The 15,932-nt window shown below is 39.9% G+C and carries 8 protein-coding genes; 2 read left to right on the top strand and 6 right to left on the bottom strand.

Annotation, left to right across the window (positions count from 1 at the left end):
• Positions 1-6: 6 nt before the first annotated feature.
• The 5 genes from H5117_RS02585 to H5117_RS02565 form a co-directional block, all read right to left on the bottom strand.
• Entirely contained in the window at positions 7-1,512 is a 1,506-nt protein-coding gene (locus H5117_RS02585; RefSeq protein ID WP_182736073.1) for an MFS transporter, read from the bottom strand.
• A complete protein-coding gene (locus H5117_RS02580) occupies positions 1,505-3,364 on the bottom strand; it encodes an alpha-amylase family protein (RefSeq protein WP_182736072.1) in 1,860 nt (619 codons plus the stop codon). The genes H5117_RS02585 and H5117_RS02580 overlap by 8 nt, the downstream gene beginning before the upstream one ends.
• A gap of 89 nt (positions 3,365-3,453) precedes the next feature.
• A complete protein-coding gene (locus H5117_RS02575) occupies positions 3,454-5,310 on the bottom strand; it encodes a glycoside hydrolase family 13 protein (protein ID WP_182736071.1) in 1,857 nt (618 codons plus the stop codon).
• Positions 5,310-6,803, bottom strand: coding sequence for a tryptophan halogenase family protein (locus H5117_RS02570; RefSeq protein ID WP_182736070.1), 1,494 nt, complete (start codon positions 6,801-6,803; stop codon positions 5,310-5,312). Before H5117_RS02570 ends, H5117_RS02575 begins: the two co-directional genes overlap by 1 nt.
• 104 nt (positions 6,804-6,907) lie before the next feature.
• The gene (locus tag H5117_RS02565; RefSeq protein WP_182693524.1) at positions 6,908-9,700 is read right to left on the bottom strand and encodes a TonB-dependent receptor; all 2,793 of its coding nucleotides are present in this window, start codon (positions 9,698-9,700) and stop codon (positions 6,908-6,910) included.
• Between the two features lie 663 nt (positions 9,701-10,363).
• On the opposite strand from H5117_RS02565, the gene H5117_RS02560 reads away from it, so the two are divergent.
• Both H5117_RS02560 and H5117_RS02555 read left to right on the top strand, forming a co-directional pair.
• Positions 10,364-11,986 carry an alpha-glucosidase family protein gene (locus H5117_RS02560; RefSeq protein WP_182715325.1) on the top strand — a complete coding sequence of 541 codons (1,623 nt, stop codon included), beginning with the start codon at positions 10,364-10,366 and terminating at the stop codon, positions 11,984-11,986.
• Positions 11,987-12,496: 510 nt separating this feature from the next.
• Complete coding sequence (locus H5117_RS02555) at positions 12,497-12,739, top strand: hypothetical protein (RefSeq protein ID WP_002959734.1); 243 nt, start codon at positions 12,497-12,499, stop codon at positions 12,737-12,739.
• 357 nt (positions 12,740-13,096) lie between these two features.
• Here the strand turns inward: H5117_RS02555 and topA are convergent, their stop codons facing one another.
• Positions 13,097-15,805, bottom strand: coding sequence for a type I DNA topoisomerase (gene topA / locus H5117_RS02550; protein ID WP_149602799.1), 2,709 nt, complete (start codon positions 15,803-15,805; stop codon positions 13,097-13,099).
• Positions 15,806-15,932 lie beyond the last annotated feature (127 nt).

Genomic DNA, 15,932 nt, shown 5'->3' with positions numbered 1-15,932 from the left:
GTGTCCTTAATTTGAATTTTTAACGCGCATTACCGCAACGGCAGCGACAACGAACGAGGCTGCACCAATTAACAATGCGTAAATAGGCTGATTAGAAAATACGTGGCGTAAAATGAGCCCTAAAATGCTGGCGGCAAGTAACTGAGGTATAACTATAAAAAAATTAAAAATACCCATGTAAACGCCCATTTTATTACTTGGCAGTGCGTTACTTAGCATGGCGTAAGGCAGCGATAAAATAGACGCCCACGCAAACCCCACCCCAATCATAGGTATAAGTAACATCTTAGGGTCTTGAATAAACATAAAGCTGCCAAGGCCTAATGCGCCCAGCAATAAATTAAAACAATGCGCGCCTTTTAAGCCCATTTTTTTAACTAAAAACGGAATACACATAGCGGCAATAGCTGCAAAGCCATTGTAGGCGGCAAATAAAATACCCACCCAGTCTGCACCATCGTTAAATGCTTTAGAGGTTGCATCGCTACTACCATAATGAAAGCTTGTTACTGCAGCGGTGGTATAAATCCACATAGCAAATAAAGTAAACCAGCTAAAAAACTGCACCCAGGCAAGCTGCTTCATAGCCTCTGGCATTGTAAATACATCTTGTACTACTTGGTAAAAACCACCTTGAGTTTTGTTAGCACTTTTAAGCGCTGCTGCAATCCACTGCACAATACCAAACGCTAATAAACCACCAGCTAATAGGTATAATTCTTTTTCAAGCGATAAGCCCATTACGAATGCAAGGGTTGCTAAACCCAGCACTACAAAAATAATGGCGCCTTTATTAAAGTTAATATCAACCAGTTTGCTGGTAGTTGGTTGAGCGCTTTGCTTTTCAAAAGCCGCTAATTGCTCTGGGCTATACTCTTTAGTACGTGCAACGGTCCAAAGCACAGCAACAAGTAGCACCACCCCACCCCAATAAAATGAGTATTTAACAGACTCTGGAATTTGCCCAGGCGCTGCAGTATTACTTACATCAAACCAGTTGGTCATCATCCATGGTAATGCTGAGGCTAGTACCGCACCAATACCAATAAAAAAGCTTTGTAACCCGTAACCTGTAGCGCGTTGTTTTTCTGGTAAATTATCACCAACAAGTGCTCTAAACGGTTCCATGGTTACGTTGATTGACGCATCCATTATCCATAACATACCAGCGGCAATCCAAAGCGTTGGTGAATGCGGCATAATAAATAGTGAAAGCGTTGTTAACACTGCACCTATAAAAAAGAACGGACGGCGGCGACCAAAGCGCCCCCATGTTTTATCGCTCCAGTAACCAATAATAGGCTGTACGATTAAACCGGTAAGCGGTGCTGCAACCCATAGAATGGGAATATCATCAACTTGTGCGCCTAATGTTTGAAATATTCGGCTCACGTTACCGTTTTGCAGGGCAAAACCAAATTGAATACCTAAAAAACCAAAGCACATATTCCATATTTGCCAAAAACTCAGGTTTGGTTTGTTGCTGTCATAATTATTATTTTGATTATTCATGATTAGCCTTATTAGTTAAAACTGCGCTGCTAAATGCATCAAGTGTGAGTGTGAAGCTTGCGCCTTGAGACCCTGATGTGATCTCGGTGCTGTGCTGCTCAAGTAAGTCATGTAATTGAGTGTGCTCGCTAAGTACCGCTAATTGTGCCTTTGATAAATTAACCGTAATTGTTTGAGGTTGTTCACTAAAGTTACTTAATACGTACAGCGCTTGTTGGCCAAGTTTGCGCGTAAAACCTACAACTCGCTCACTTCCTGTAACGCTAAGCTCAGTCATTTCACCGCCTACCACAGCAGGTAAACTATTTAGTGACATAATCGCTTTGTAGTAGTCACGAAGTGCTACTTGCTCTTGTGTTAAATTAGCACCGTCAAACTTGCCATTATTCATCCATGCTTGGTGCGCTGGCACGCCAATGTAGTCAAAAATACTGGTGCGTGTAGCTGTGCCAAATCCTGCGTTTTCTGAGCCATCTTCTCCCACATCTTGACCAAAATATAATAACGTGGGTGCGCGGCTCATTAAGTTAGAAACCACCATAGCCGGTTTACCCCACGCAGCGTTACCTGCAAAGTCAGGGCTCGCGATGCGTTGTTCGTCGTGGTTTTCTAAAAAGTGCAGCATGTGCGCTTCAATATCAGTAACTTGGCTTTGGGCTGCAAAAATAGTATTAGCAGCTTGCTTACCCTGCATAATGGCTTTTAGTGTGTCATAAAAGCCTACTTTGTCGTAAAGGTAGTCCATTTTACCTTGGTGAATATACGCACGGTACATTAGCGGGTTATACACTTCGGCTAACAAAAAGGCGTCGCTTTTTTGCATTTTTATCGACGAATTTAAAAAACTCCAAAACTCTACTGGCACCATTTCGGCCATGTCGTATCTAAAGCCATCAACGCCTTTATCGAGCCAAAAAAGTGCTATGTCTCTAAATTTGTACCAGCTGTTAGGAAGTTCTTTATCTTGCCAAAATGCATAATGAGCTCGGTAGTCTTTATTTTTGTATTCACTTGGCAATTGAACAAAGTCGTAGCTGCCATCAGGCTTTACGCCATAATTAACTTTTACTGTTTCGTACCAATCGTTTATATCGGGTTTTGCTGCACGGGCACCATTACCTGTCCATTTAGCGGGTGTTTCATCAAAAAAGCCATCCGCTAATGGGTGTTCATTACCCCCTAATACTTTATACTCTGGCGATGTTGGCACCTGAAAAGACTGCCCTGGTACGTAGTAAAAGTTATTATTTTTATCGTACGCTTTAGTGGTGTCGTCTTGTGCGCCAAAGTCTTTAACGCCTTTAGGTTTGCCAAGGGATTGGTAATTTCGTGCTACATGGTTAGGCACTATATCAATAATGACTTTCATGCCATGGTTATGTGTACGCTCAACAAGTGCGCCAAATTCATCCATTCGCTGAGTAACATTAACTGCTAAATCAGGATTTACATCGTAGTAATCCTTAATTGCGTACGGTGAACCTGCACGGCCCTTTACTACATCGGGGTCATCTTGCGAAATGCCGTAGTCGGTATAATCGCCCACTAACGCATGGTGTAACACACCGGTATACCAAACATGTGTGGTGCCTAACTCTTTAATGCCTTTTAGGGCTGCATCGTTAAAGTCGGCAAATTTACCTACGCCGTTTTGCTCTTTAGTGCCCCATGAAACATTGGCTGTTTCGGTATTACCAAACAAGCGAGTAAATACTTGATATACAACTGGCTTGGTAAGCTCATTTTGCGTGTGTGCAGGTGGTTGCTGTTGTTCAGGTTTGTTATTTTCTGAACACCCTGTAGCAATAAGTGCACTACAAAGTACTGCGGGTACATAAACTGATTTTTTCATTGTGTGTCTTTTTTGTCAGTATTGTTATTAACTTTATACTAAAGATTACTGCAGCAACCATACAGTTGCTGCATACGTATTCAGGTAAACTATTGAGAGGTATTTATAATTAATACCGTTGCACTCATTGCCGGTAAAGCAACTGTATTACCCAACACCTGTGTTTTGTGGGTGAATAAGTTAAGTGCTTTGGTATTTTTTGGTATTACTTCCTGCATATACTCAATATTCTTAGTTAGCTCTTTTGTGTTTTTATTCATAAATACCAACACAGTTTGCTCGTCGCTAATACGCGCGTAACTATACACGCCTTGTTGAGGCGTAAAGTGCACAAGTTTTCCTTTATCAAGTGCTGAGCTGTTTTTTCTAAAATTAAGCAGCGTACTAATGGTGTTATGCATGTCTTTTTGCTGTTTTGTTAAGCCCTCTTTGGTAAAGGCATTACGTATTTGGCCTTCAAATCCACCCGGGAAGTCGATTCTAATATCACCATGGTCTTTACTTGGGGTGTTATCCAATAGCACTTCCGTACCGTAATACATTTGCGCTATACCACGTGTGGTTAAAAATAACGTCATCGCCATTTTTGTTTTAGCTACGTCTTGGCCAAGCTCGGTGTAAACACGGCTCATATCGTGGTTATCTGCAAATACCATAATGTTATCTGTATCTGGGTATAAAAAGTCATTAGCTAACGATTCATATACTTTAACCCAACCGGTATTCCAGCTTTCATCTTCATTTAGTGCTTGAATTACCGACTCTTGCAACGAAAAGTCCATCACGCTTGGTAAGCTTGATGTATAGCCATCTTGGTTATGTTTGCCACGTTGCCAGTAAGAGGCAATAGCAGGGTTAGACGTCCACTCTTCTCCAACAATATTAAAATTTGGGTACTCTTGCATTATGGCTTTTGTCCAATCACTCAAAAATGCTTTATCTGAGTAAGAGTAGGTATCAACTCGAATTCCGCTTAAATCAGCGTATTCTATCCACCAAATCGCATTTTGAATTAAATACTCGCTTAACAGTGGTTGGCGCTGATTTAAATCAGGCATGGTTTCTACAAACCACCCATCATTAAACTGGCGCTTGTCGTATTCACTGGCGTGTGGGTCTTGTATGGTTTGGCGCGCATGGCTGGTGGCATTTTTGCCTTTATTAAACTCGCCATTAAAGTTAATCCAATCTTTAGTTGGCTTATCTTTAACCCAAGTATGCTCAGAGCCAAAATGGTTAAGAACCATATCCATTACCAGGCCTATGCCCTGCTCTTTTGCTTTTACCGAGAGCGTTTTATATAACTGGTTTGAGCCCATACGTGGGTCAACATTATAAAAATCTGTAATTGCATAACCATGATAAGAATAATCTGGCATGTTGTTTTCAAGCACTGGGGTAAGCCAAAGCTGTGTAACGCCTAAATTGTTTAAATACGGTAATGCGTTTATAACACCTTGAATATCACCACCGTGGCGCCCGCCCTTAGTACTAGGATCAGCGGCTTCTAACATGCTAGGAACGCTATCGTTTTGTTTATCACCATTAGCAAAGCGATCTGGGTTAATTAAATAAAGCGTATCAGCTGATGTAAACCCTTGGCGGTTTGCGCTGTTTTTATTACGTTCAAGTAGTGAAAACTCAAAATTTTGACTCGCTTCGCTGCTGTTAAACACAAGCGTTCCTGCTTTAGCGGTATCAGTAATAGTAATATTTAAAAATACATAATTTGGGTTATCTGTACGGGTTACTTTATTTAACTTAACACCATTGTATTTAGCTAATGTAATTTGCTCGTTTGCAATATTTTGCTCATGCACCATGATGGTTATGGTATTTTTGTTCATGCCAACCCACCAATTAGCAGGCTCAACGTTAAGTGCGTAGCTAATGGTTGGTAAAGTACAGGCACTTACAAGTAAAAGTGTGTTTAAAAATCGCATCATCAGGCCTTTTTAATTTTTGCTAAAAAATCTTTATGAGTGGGTAATTGATCTACTGTTGAGGTAATAAGCGTTTTTAATGTAGAAAATAAGTCGTTTAGTTGTTCACTGCTTAATGAGTCAACAATACTGTTGTAATCATCGGGGATGAGACCTTGGCCAATAAATACCTGTTGCCAAGCAACTTCGGCAAATAGTTCATCGTTTTCGCGCACCACTTTGCCGGTTTGCTTAAATAATTTGAGCTTGTGGGCCAATGAGTGAGGAATGTCCATTTGCTTGCATTGTCGCCAAAAAACAGAATCTTCTCGCTCCGTCAGTTTGTAATGCAAAATAATAAAATCGCGTATGTGCTCTATTTCTATCACGCTTTGCTTATTAAATTCAGTAACTAAAGCTTCGCTTATGCCATTGTGTGGAAACAGCTTTATTAAACGGGTTACTGCACTTTGTATTAAGTGGATACTAGTTGACTCTAACGGCTCTAAAAAGCCACTAGCAAGACCAACCGACACCACATTTTTATGCCACTGCTTTAAGCGCCGTCCTGTTTTAAATTTTATAACACGTGGCGCCGTAATTGGTTCAGCGGGTAAATTTTTTAATAATAACTGCGTTGCTGCATCGTCAGATAAGTAACGGCTACAGTACACCAAGCCATTACCTATTCGGCTTTGCAGCGGTATTTGCCACTGCCAGCCTGCGCTGTGTGCAATTGAACGCGTATAAGGTTTTAGCTCGCTAGTACCTTGAGATTGCACTGCAACGGCGCTGTCGCATGGTAAATAATGAGACCAATCTACAAAACCTGTGTTAAGGGTTTGCTCTATGAGTAAGGCGCGCTGCCCTGTAGCGTCTATAAAAAGGTCGCCATTTATCTGCTGTGTGTTATCAAGGGTTAATGATTTTATATTCCCTGATAGAGGGCATTGTTCAACCTGCTCTATTTTGGCATCAATATGCTCAACACCGCGTGATGTTGCGAGCTTTTTTAAAAACTCAGCATATAGCGTTGCGTCAAAGTGGTACGCATAACTTACGCCAGGTAATTGCGTGTTAGGTATAGTATTTAATGGTGCAAATTTATGCTGTTTAGCTGCTTGGTAATTTAATGAAAAATCCCATAGGCTATCTTCAGAGCCTGTAATTTTTCCTTTTACCCAAAAATTGTAAAAATCGCAAAAAGGGAAGTCTTTTCCAAATGAGCCAAAAGCATGCATGTAGCTATGAGAGGTGGTTTTCCAATCTTCGAACTCAATTCCTAATTTTATAGATGCATTTGTAGCGTTTATAAAATCTTGCTCGTTTATACCCAGTGCGTTATTAAGCTGAATAATAGGCGGAATTGTTGCTTCACCCACGCCTATAGTGCCAATAGTACTTGACTCAATAAGGGTTATTTTGATTACTTTACCTAACACTTTATTAAGCAAGGCGGCTGTTATCCACCCTGCTGTGCCCCCGCCTGCGATTACGACGTGTTTTATTGGTTTCATATTATTGTCCACGTTTACAGTTTAAAGCTTTGTTAAGTTTGATAAAGTAGCTATAAAAAAGCCCTTGTAAAACAATTTACAAGGGCTCCTACACACAACCTTTATTATAGCTGGTAGCTAAAGCCTAACAAGTAAGTGCGACCGTAATCTTGGTAGTCGCGAACTTGTAGCGCGTTATCGCCAGAAAGCGATGTGAACGGCTCTTCTGTTAAGTTTTGAACTTGGAACTGAATTGATAAACCTTCAAGGCTCTCAACCCCTGCTTCAGAGAAGTCATAACCTGCCTGAATATCCCAAATTGTTTCGCCGATAATATTCACTTGCTCTGTATTAAAGCCTAATCCGTAAACATCACCTTTGAAGTCACTACGCTTACGCATGCTGGTTCGTAATTGCATGCCATTCATCTCGTAGTAAACCGTTAAGCTTTGAATTTTATCTGATAGACCCGGTAGTTCGTACTCATTGCCATTTCCATCTTCAATATCAGATTCAATACCTGTATGACTAGCAATTAAGCCAAAGCCTTCAAGAGACGGGTGGAAAATTTTAAATGGTAACGCTAGAGATATCTCGTAACCGTATAGGTCACCGCCGCCGCCATTTACTTTGCCACTGCCAGTACCTTCTGACGTAGCTGGTACTTCACCTGTTGATGGGTCCGCAACACCCGACATATCAATCGCGTAAGTACCGTCAAAAATCCACTGGGTTAAGTCTTTATAGAAAAATGCAGCAGAGAAGTAACCTTCATCACTAAAGTAGTTTTCATAAGATAAATCGTAGCCTGTTGCTTCTTTAGGTTCTAAATTAGGGTTACCACCCGATACAGACCAAAAGTTACCGTTTTCATCCGGTGTATCATTATATGATGCATTAACAGAGGCGTTCATTTCATCTATACGCGCACGTGAGATTGTTTTAGCTGCGCCAAAACGTATTGTTTGCTGCTCATCAATCGCAAGTGATAAATTTAAGCTTGGTAAAACGTGAGAATAATCGTGACCAATATCTGTAGGTGAAGTAATGACTAGACCAGTATTCCCATCTACACCAAAAGCATTACCTTGAGAGGATTGATCTGTATGAACATAGCGCACCCCAACATTACCAGTTAATGGAAGACCACTTACCTCTGCATTAATATTAGCTTGTGCAAATGCTGAGGTGATTTCTTCTTTTACTGTCCACGACTTAGTTGCATGAGTTGAGCTAGTTAAACTTTCGTCAAGGGTTTCATAGTAACCATCATTAACTAAACCATTTACATCGTAGGCTATCATGTCGCCTAGCCCAATAAAGTCAAGGCCAACACTGCCTAAACGGTATTGCTCAGGTACACTAAGCATTCCTGGGTTTTCAAGAGAAAAATCAGTTAAAGTCAAGAAGTAACCTTGCGAAGATTTAGACTTTTCACGCTCTTTATAACCTAAGCCAAATTCAATTGAGCTAATGTATTCGTTTTCTAGTACTTTAGACGCTGCAAGTTTTAATGTAACTAATTCATCTTCAATAGTTGGAGCATTAATAAAACCGTCTTGAGCTTGGTTTTCATACTCTGTGCCAGTTAATCCATATGCATCATTTAGTGCAGAGCTTGCACCCCACGAAAGCGGCCCACCTAATTGAATTAGATCATAATCGCTGTAATCTAAGTCATGTGAAAAAGTAGCGCCAGTATTGCCACCATTAAAAGCATAACCTAAGTTATCTGCTACACCGCGAGAATCACCACGCCCTGTACCTGAGTAGCTTTCTATACTCCAAATTTTACGGTCAACTTGCGAGTAGCTTGCGTCAAATTCTACTGACCATGAATCATCAATATCGTATTTAGTGTTAAATCCAAATGCAGTTAGTTCAGCATCACGCTCTTGGTAATCGTTACGCACAACAACACGTTGGCCTTGTGTTACAGCACTTGTTATAAATCCACTTTCTGCATCTACTATAGCACTGCTTGCATCAATACTACCTTGACCCCAAGCAAAAGGAACTTCAATGCCGCGCAAAATTTGCTCGTCTGTAAAGTCTACATACAACGCATCAAACGTCATATTTAGTTTATCTGTAGGCGCTGCCTCTAGAACAAGCATTGCTGAATCACGTTCAAGCGTTGATGAACGAACATATGGTTTAGCACCGCCTAAAATTGAATACGAGTTACCATCTTCAGCAGTGAATTCAGGGTACCCCCATGAATTCCAACGTTTTTCTTGGTTTGGCGAGCTCATGGTGTTTAGTGCAAATGCAATACCTATAGTGTCATCAGCAAACTGGTCGATGTATGAGAAAGTGCCACGGTAACCGTCGTCGTTGCCGTCAGGGTTTAATTTATCAAAGCTTGTTTGCTCATACTGTCCATTTACTTGAACAACACGTTCACCTTTACTTAGTGGGCGAACTGTTTGCATGTTAATTATACCCGCAATACCCTCTGCATCTAAATTTGCACTTGGTGTTTTATAAACAGTTACACCGCTCATAATTTCTGATGGGTAAAGGTCAAATTCTACGCCGCGGTTATCACTAATAGATACTTGCTCGCGGCCATTAAATGTGGTGCCACTTTCGTTTTCACCAAAACCACGAATTGATACTCTACTTGCGCGACCATCTAGGCGTTGCGCTGTTAAACCTGGTAAGCGTGCAATAGACTCAGCAATAGATGAATCAGGTAGCTTACCTATATCTTCTGCTGAAATTGACTCAACGACTTGAGTAGAAAAACGCTTTGTGTTGATTGATTCTACAACACTGCCACGAAAGCCTTTTACTTCGATAACCTCAACGTCATCATTTTTAGCTGTATCTTCTTGTGCTGCTACAGAGGCAAAGCTTGCTAATCCTGCAGTAGCCATTGCCAACGTTAATATACTTGGTTTGAACATAGACATGATGTTTTTCCCGTTACCCATATTGTGATACTCGCTTCTTTATTTGAGTGATAGTCAAACAGGCGAGCTAATTTTGTTGTCAGGATGAATATTAACGCCAGCTTTATTTTATTAACAACTTTATGCATACGTATTCAACAGTTATAGCACGACTTCAGATTAATAAAAACCTTGCCAAACAAACATTAAACAATTGATTTTGTTGTAAATAAAATTATTGAAAATGACGCAATCAACATTACATGTAAAATCTACTGTATCAAAAACTAAAAGTTAACAGGACGCAATGTAAACAAAGTGAAACTAATTAGTATCGCTATTCAAAATAAGAAATATTAGACACAATTCAAATGTTTAATTGGTCAGACCATTAAATTCAAAACATAAAATATATTTTCTCTTGTATGACAAACCGTTATGTTTAATAAAAGTCAGAAAGTAAGTGAGCACCATAATTGGTAAAAACCCGTCACATAAATAAAACACCTTTAAACTAGCTATAAGTACTTATTTTTAAAAATTTAATTGCGTTAATTTTAGTGCATACGTATGCAGACTTTTTACAGTGTACAAGGCTTCACGTATGCTTTTTGCAAATAACGTGATTAATCGTAATCACAAATAAAAATAGTCTAAATACTGTGTGGAATGACGGAGAAAAGCATGACCCAAAAGCAGTGGTATAAAGGTGCGGTTATTTATCAAGTTTATCCGCGTAGCTTTCAAGATAGCAACAACGATGGCATTGGTGATTTAAGAGGTATTATTAATCGTATTGATTACATTAAAAGCTTAGGCGTTGACGCTATTTGGATTTCACCTTTTTTCAAATCGCCAATGAAAGACTTTGGCTATGATATTAGCGACTATCGTGACATTGACCCGCTTTTTGGTGACCTAAATGATTTTGATGAGCTAATAAGCGAAGCCCACACTCGTAATATTAAAATAATTATTGATCAGGTGTTAAGCCATACATCAGATCAACACCAATGGTTTACTGATAGCCGTGAAAATCAAAATAACAGTAAAGCCGACTGGTATGTTTGGGCTGACGCAAAAGATGATGGAACAGCCCCAAACAACTGGCTATCTATTTTTGGTGGTGGTGCTTGGCAGTGGGAGCCTCGTCGCGGGCAATACTACCTACATAATTTTTTAACCGAACAACCGGATCTTAACTTTCATAACCCAGATGTTCGAAAAGCTGTGCTTGATAATGTTGAGTTTTGGCTTAAAAAAGGCGTTGATGGTTTTAGGCTTGATGCAATTAATTTTTGCTATCACGACGCGCAATTACGTGATAATCCGGCTAAACCAAAAGATAAGCGCCAGGGTCGTGGTTTTAGTGAAGATAATCCGTATGCATTTCAGTACCATTACTACAATAATACTCAGCCTGAAAATATTGAGTTTATGCAAGATATTCGCACATTACTTAATAAATACCCAGGTACTGTATCGCTTGGCGAAATCTCATCAGAAGATTCATTAGCTACAATGGCGCAGTACACCCAAGGTGGCGACAAACTGCACATGGGTTATAGCTTTGAGCTATTAACAAATGATTACTCAAGTGAATATATTAGAACTACGGTTCAAACTCTAGAACAACGTATGACTGAAGGCTGGCCATGCTGGGCATTTAGTAATCATGATGTAGAGCGCGTAGCGAGCCGCTGGAGCGAAAATGGCGAAGTAAACCCTCAACAATGTAAAATGCTAACCGCCCTATTAGCTTCTCTTCGCGGCAGCGTGTGTATGTATCAAGGTGAAGAGCTAGGTTTAGGTGAAGCAAGTGTGGCATTTGAAGATTTACAAGACCCATACGGCATTACATTTTGGCCTAATTTTAAAGGGCGTGATGGCTGTAGAACACCAATGCCTTGGGATCTAGCTGATTCATCTCATGCAGGTTTTAGTGAAGTAAAACCTTGGCTACCCGTTGATAATGCACATAAGCAGCAATCAGTAGCTATACAAACAGATGATAACAACTCAATTTTAAATGCCTACCGTGAGTTTATGGCATGGCGAAAAAGCCAAACAGTTTTACTTGAAGGTGATATTGAATTTATAGAAACGCCAGAGCCTGTGCTTGCTTTTTATAGAACGCTTGGAAAGCAAAGAATGCTTTGTATGTTCAATCTCAGCGCTAAGCAAACAAGTATTGATATGCCAACATCAATCGTTAAAGAATACACCGAGCTTAGCCACCACAGCGCAAAGTTAGACCGAGGCACCACAATACTTGAGCCTTACGCATGTTTTTACGCTCAGTGTTAATGACTCAAAAGTTACGTTTAGTGTATACGTAAGCGCGTTACACACGAAAAAGCCCAAGCTATTCACTTGGGCTTTTTTGTATTTAACGCATTCTAGTGACTTTTAGTTTCAACATTTAGACATTCAGTTAAAGCAAATAATACGGCTGATATTACAAACTTAAAATATCCTCATAGCAGAAATATACAATGGCGCTTATCCATTTCATTTTTGAACCTAAAAAATCACTTTTCCTAAAACAATCTAAAGGTTATTAATATAGAGCGCAGAATCAAGTTTTCTTAGCTACTAAATATATTACTCCAGCTGATAATGCTGTACTTACTAAAGTTAAAAAACTGACAAGTAAATTACTCATCCTCACGATAAAAAAATTTCGTTATCTTTTATTTCAATTTCGATTAAAAATCAGCATACCAACAGAGTTGTTCTGAATTGGGCACTACTGATTTATACCTAACTTTAAACTGGATAAATCAGTCATCACACCATTTTTTTAGGAATAAACGAATGAAAAAAGCATTGCTAGCATTAATCGTAGCACCACTATTTGCAGTATCTGCGACTTACGCGGTTGCAGACGATGCGCCAACAGCTTCAGCCGAAATGATAAAAGAATACACAGAAATGTGTGTTAACTGGGCTAAAGATGATGACGTAAGCAATGAAGAGCTAAATGCCTACGTATTAAAATGCGTAAATGATGAGCTTGAATCTGAAGGCTATAAAAAAGTATCTTCTGTTAAGATTTAATTATACCAATTACATTTAATTAGTGATCTGTTAAAGCTATAAGAATATAGCTCAATAGCTAAGCGAAAAAGCATGACATATATTTGTTCTCGGCAGCTGCTCCCTGCAATGCCTACTTTCTGCATCTACGCAGTCATATATGAATAGTGTTTAACGCAGTAACTGAATTATTTAATACGCTAAAATGTCCATGTTTTTAATCAAATTGGTAACACGCTTAGGTGAATGTACTGCTAATAAAGCCGTTGCGAAAGCATTCAACTAGGCACAAAAAAACCGGAATAGACACAAGCTGTGCATTCCGGTTTTTTTATGACTTTTTAAATCTACAAAAGCTATGAATAAGCAATAACGAGCTTATTCATCTTCTTTTTTAGCTTTCGCTTTAGGCTTAGCTTTAGCTGGTGCCTTTTTTGCAGCTGCTTTCTTTTTAGGCGCTGCTTTTTTCTTCGCTTCTTCTGTCCATTTACCTGCCTCATAATGAGCAGTCCAGCCGGTAGCTTTACCGTCAACTTCAGTCATAACATACTGAGATTTATTTTTACGGCTATAGCGTACAACAGCAAGATTACCATCAGGATCTTTAGCTGGTGCATCTGCTAAATAATAAAACTTAGGCGAAATGCGGTCTCTAAAGCGTTTTAGTTCTTCAACTTTAGGTGCACGTGTTTCACGTGACTTAGGAAAAGTATTTGCGGCTAAAAATATACCCGCAGCGCCATCACGCAAAACAAAATACGCATCTGACTTCTCACACTCTAATTCAGTAATGTGAACAGGATCTTCTTTTGGTGGAGCAGCCTCACCATTTTTAAGTAACTTACGTGTGTTCTTACACTCGTCGTTATTGCAACCAAAGTACTTACCAAAGCGACCCGATTTAAGCTCCATGTCAGAACCGCACTTATCACATTCGATAATTGGTCCGTCGTAGCCTTTAATTTTAAAGGTACCTTCTTCAACTATATGCCCTTTACATGCTGGGTTATTACCACACACATGTAGTTTACGGGTTTCGTCAATTAGGTATGAGTCCATTGCAGTTTCACAAATAGGACAACGCTTCATCTGCATTAATTTTTCGGTTTCTACGTCTTCGACATCAGCAGCAACCGCTTCATCGCCCGACACTAAGTTCATTGTTGTAGTACAACGCTCTTTTGGCGGAAGGCTGTAACCAGTACACCCTAAGAAAACACCGGTTGAAGCCGTACGTATGCCCATTTTGCGGCTACATGTAGGACATTCTATATCGGTTTCAACCATCTCATTAAGACGCATGCCACCATTCTCTGGCTCGTCTTTAGCGACAGTTAGTTGCGTTGAAAAATCAGCATAAAACTTATCTAAAACTTGAGTCCATACACGCTCGCCTTCAGCAATGTCATCTAAACGACCTTCCATTTTAGCTGTAAAATCAAAGTTCATTAAATCAGTGAAGTTTTCAACTAAGCGGTCAGTAACAATTTCACCCATTTTTTCAGCAAAGAAACGGCGATTTTCTACACGTACATAACCACGATCTTGAATTGTTGATATAATCGACGCATAAGTAGATGGACGACCAATACCACGCTTTTCAAGCTCTTTTACTAAACTAGCTTCACTAAAGCGAGCTGGCGGCTTAGTAAAATGCTGCTTAGGATCAAGTTCTATTAAAGTAAGTATTTCACCTTCTTTAACAGCTGGCAGTGATTGATCTTCTTCGTTCTTTTTACGCACCGCAGGTTGTACTTTTGTCCAACCATCAAAGCGAAGCACGCGGCCTTTTGCTTTGAGCTGGAAATCGTTAGCTGCAACAGTCAGTGTTGTTAAGTCGTATTCAGCAGGTACCATTTGACACGCTACAAACTGACGCCAAATTAGCTCATACAGCTTTTTAGCATCGGCATCTACGCCTTCGATATGACCAGACAACACTGTAACGCTTGAAGGACGAATTGCCTCATGCGCTTCTTGTGCATTGCCTTTAGAGCTATAGTTAATTGGATCTTTTGGTAAATATTTAGCACCAAACTCGTTCGTTACATACTCACGACACATTTCAACCGCATCTTTTGAAAGATTGGTTGAATCGGTACGCATATAAGTAATATAACCGCCTTCATACAAACGCTGAGCGAGCATCATAGTCTTTTTAACGCCATAACCTAGGCGTGTACTTGCCGCTTGTTGCATGGTTGAAGTAATTAATGGCGCACTTGGGCGACTTTTACTTGGTTTTTCTTCAACGCTAATTACTTTGTATTCTGCATTCTCAAGGCTTTTAACAGCTGCGCTAGCCTGAGCTTCATTTACAGGCTTAAATGCCTTTCCTGCTTGTTTGGTTACTTCTAATCGTAACTCAGACTCAGTATTCTTAACATCAGCGTGAATATCCCAAAACTCTTCAGGGATAAATGCCTTAATTTCACGTTCACGCTCAACTAATAAGCGTACCGCAACAGACTGAACTCGTCCTGCAGATAGACCACGTGCAACTTTTGCCCACAACAAAGGAGAAACCATAAAGCCTACAACACGGTCTAAAAAGCGTCGTGTTTGCTGAGCGTAAACCATGTCAGTATTAAGCTCGCCAGGTGTTTCGAAAGCTTGCTGTATTGCGTTTTTGGTAATCTCGTTAAAAACTACGCGCTTATACTTTTCAGGTTCGCCGCCAATGATTTCTTGAAGGTGCCAAGCAATTGCTTCCCCTTCTCTATCCAAATCCGTTGCGAGGTATATTTGATCTGCATTTTCAGCCAGCTTTTGTAATTCTTGAACAACCTTCTCTTTACCTGGCAGGATTTCATAATGCGGCTCCCAACCTTGCTCAGGATCAATACCCATACGCGCGACCAGGTTAGTATAATCTCGTTGCTTTTTATACGCTGCTTTCTCTTCAGGTTCCATTTTGCGAACTTCTGCTGGCGTTTTAGTTGCCGGCACTTTAGCTTTGCTCGAACCTGAAGTAGGTAAATCACGTACATGCCCAATACTGGACTTTACGATGAAGTCATTACCTAAATATTTATTAATTGTTTTAGCCTTAGCAGGTGACTCTACAATTACTAGCGATTTGCCCATAGTTGCCTATTTCTAACCAAATATTAAAAATGTGTTTTGCCGACATAAGCGGCGCGAATATTTATAGGTATATCTACAAACACTAGTTGTTACAAGCTTTTAATACAAACTTTTCAGTATTTACTGA

This window comes from Pseudoalteromonas sp. SG45-1, from assembly GCF_014164135.1.
GTDB lineage: Bacteria > Pseudomonadota > Gammaproteobacteria > Enterobacterales > Alteromonadaceae > Pseudoalteromonas > Pseudoalteromonas distincta.
The sequence above is the reverse complement of the archived record's forward strand: the minus strand, read 5'-3'. Positions and strand labels throughout refer to the sequence as shown.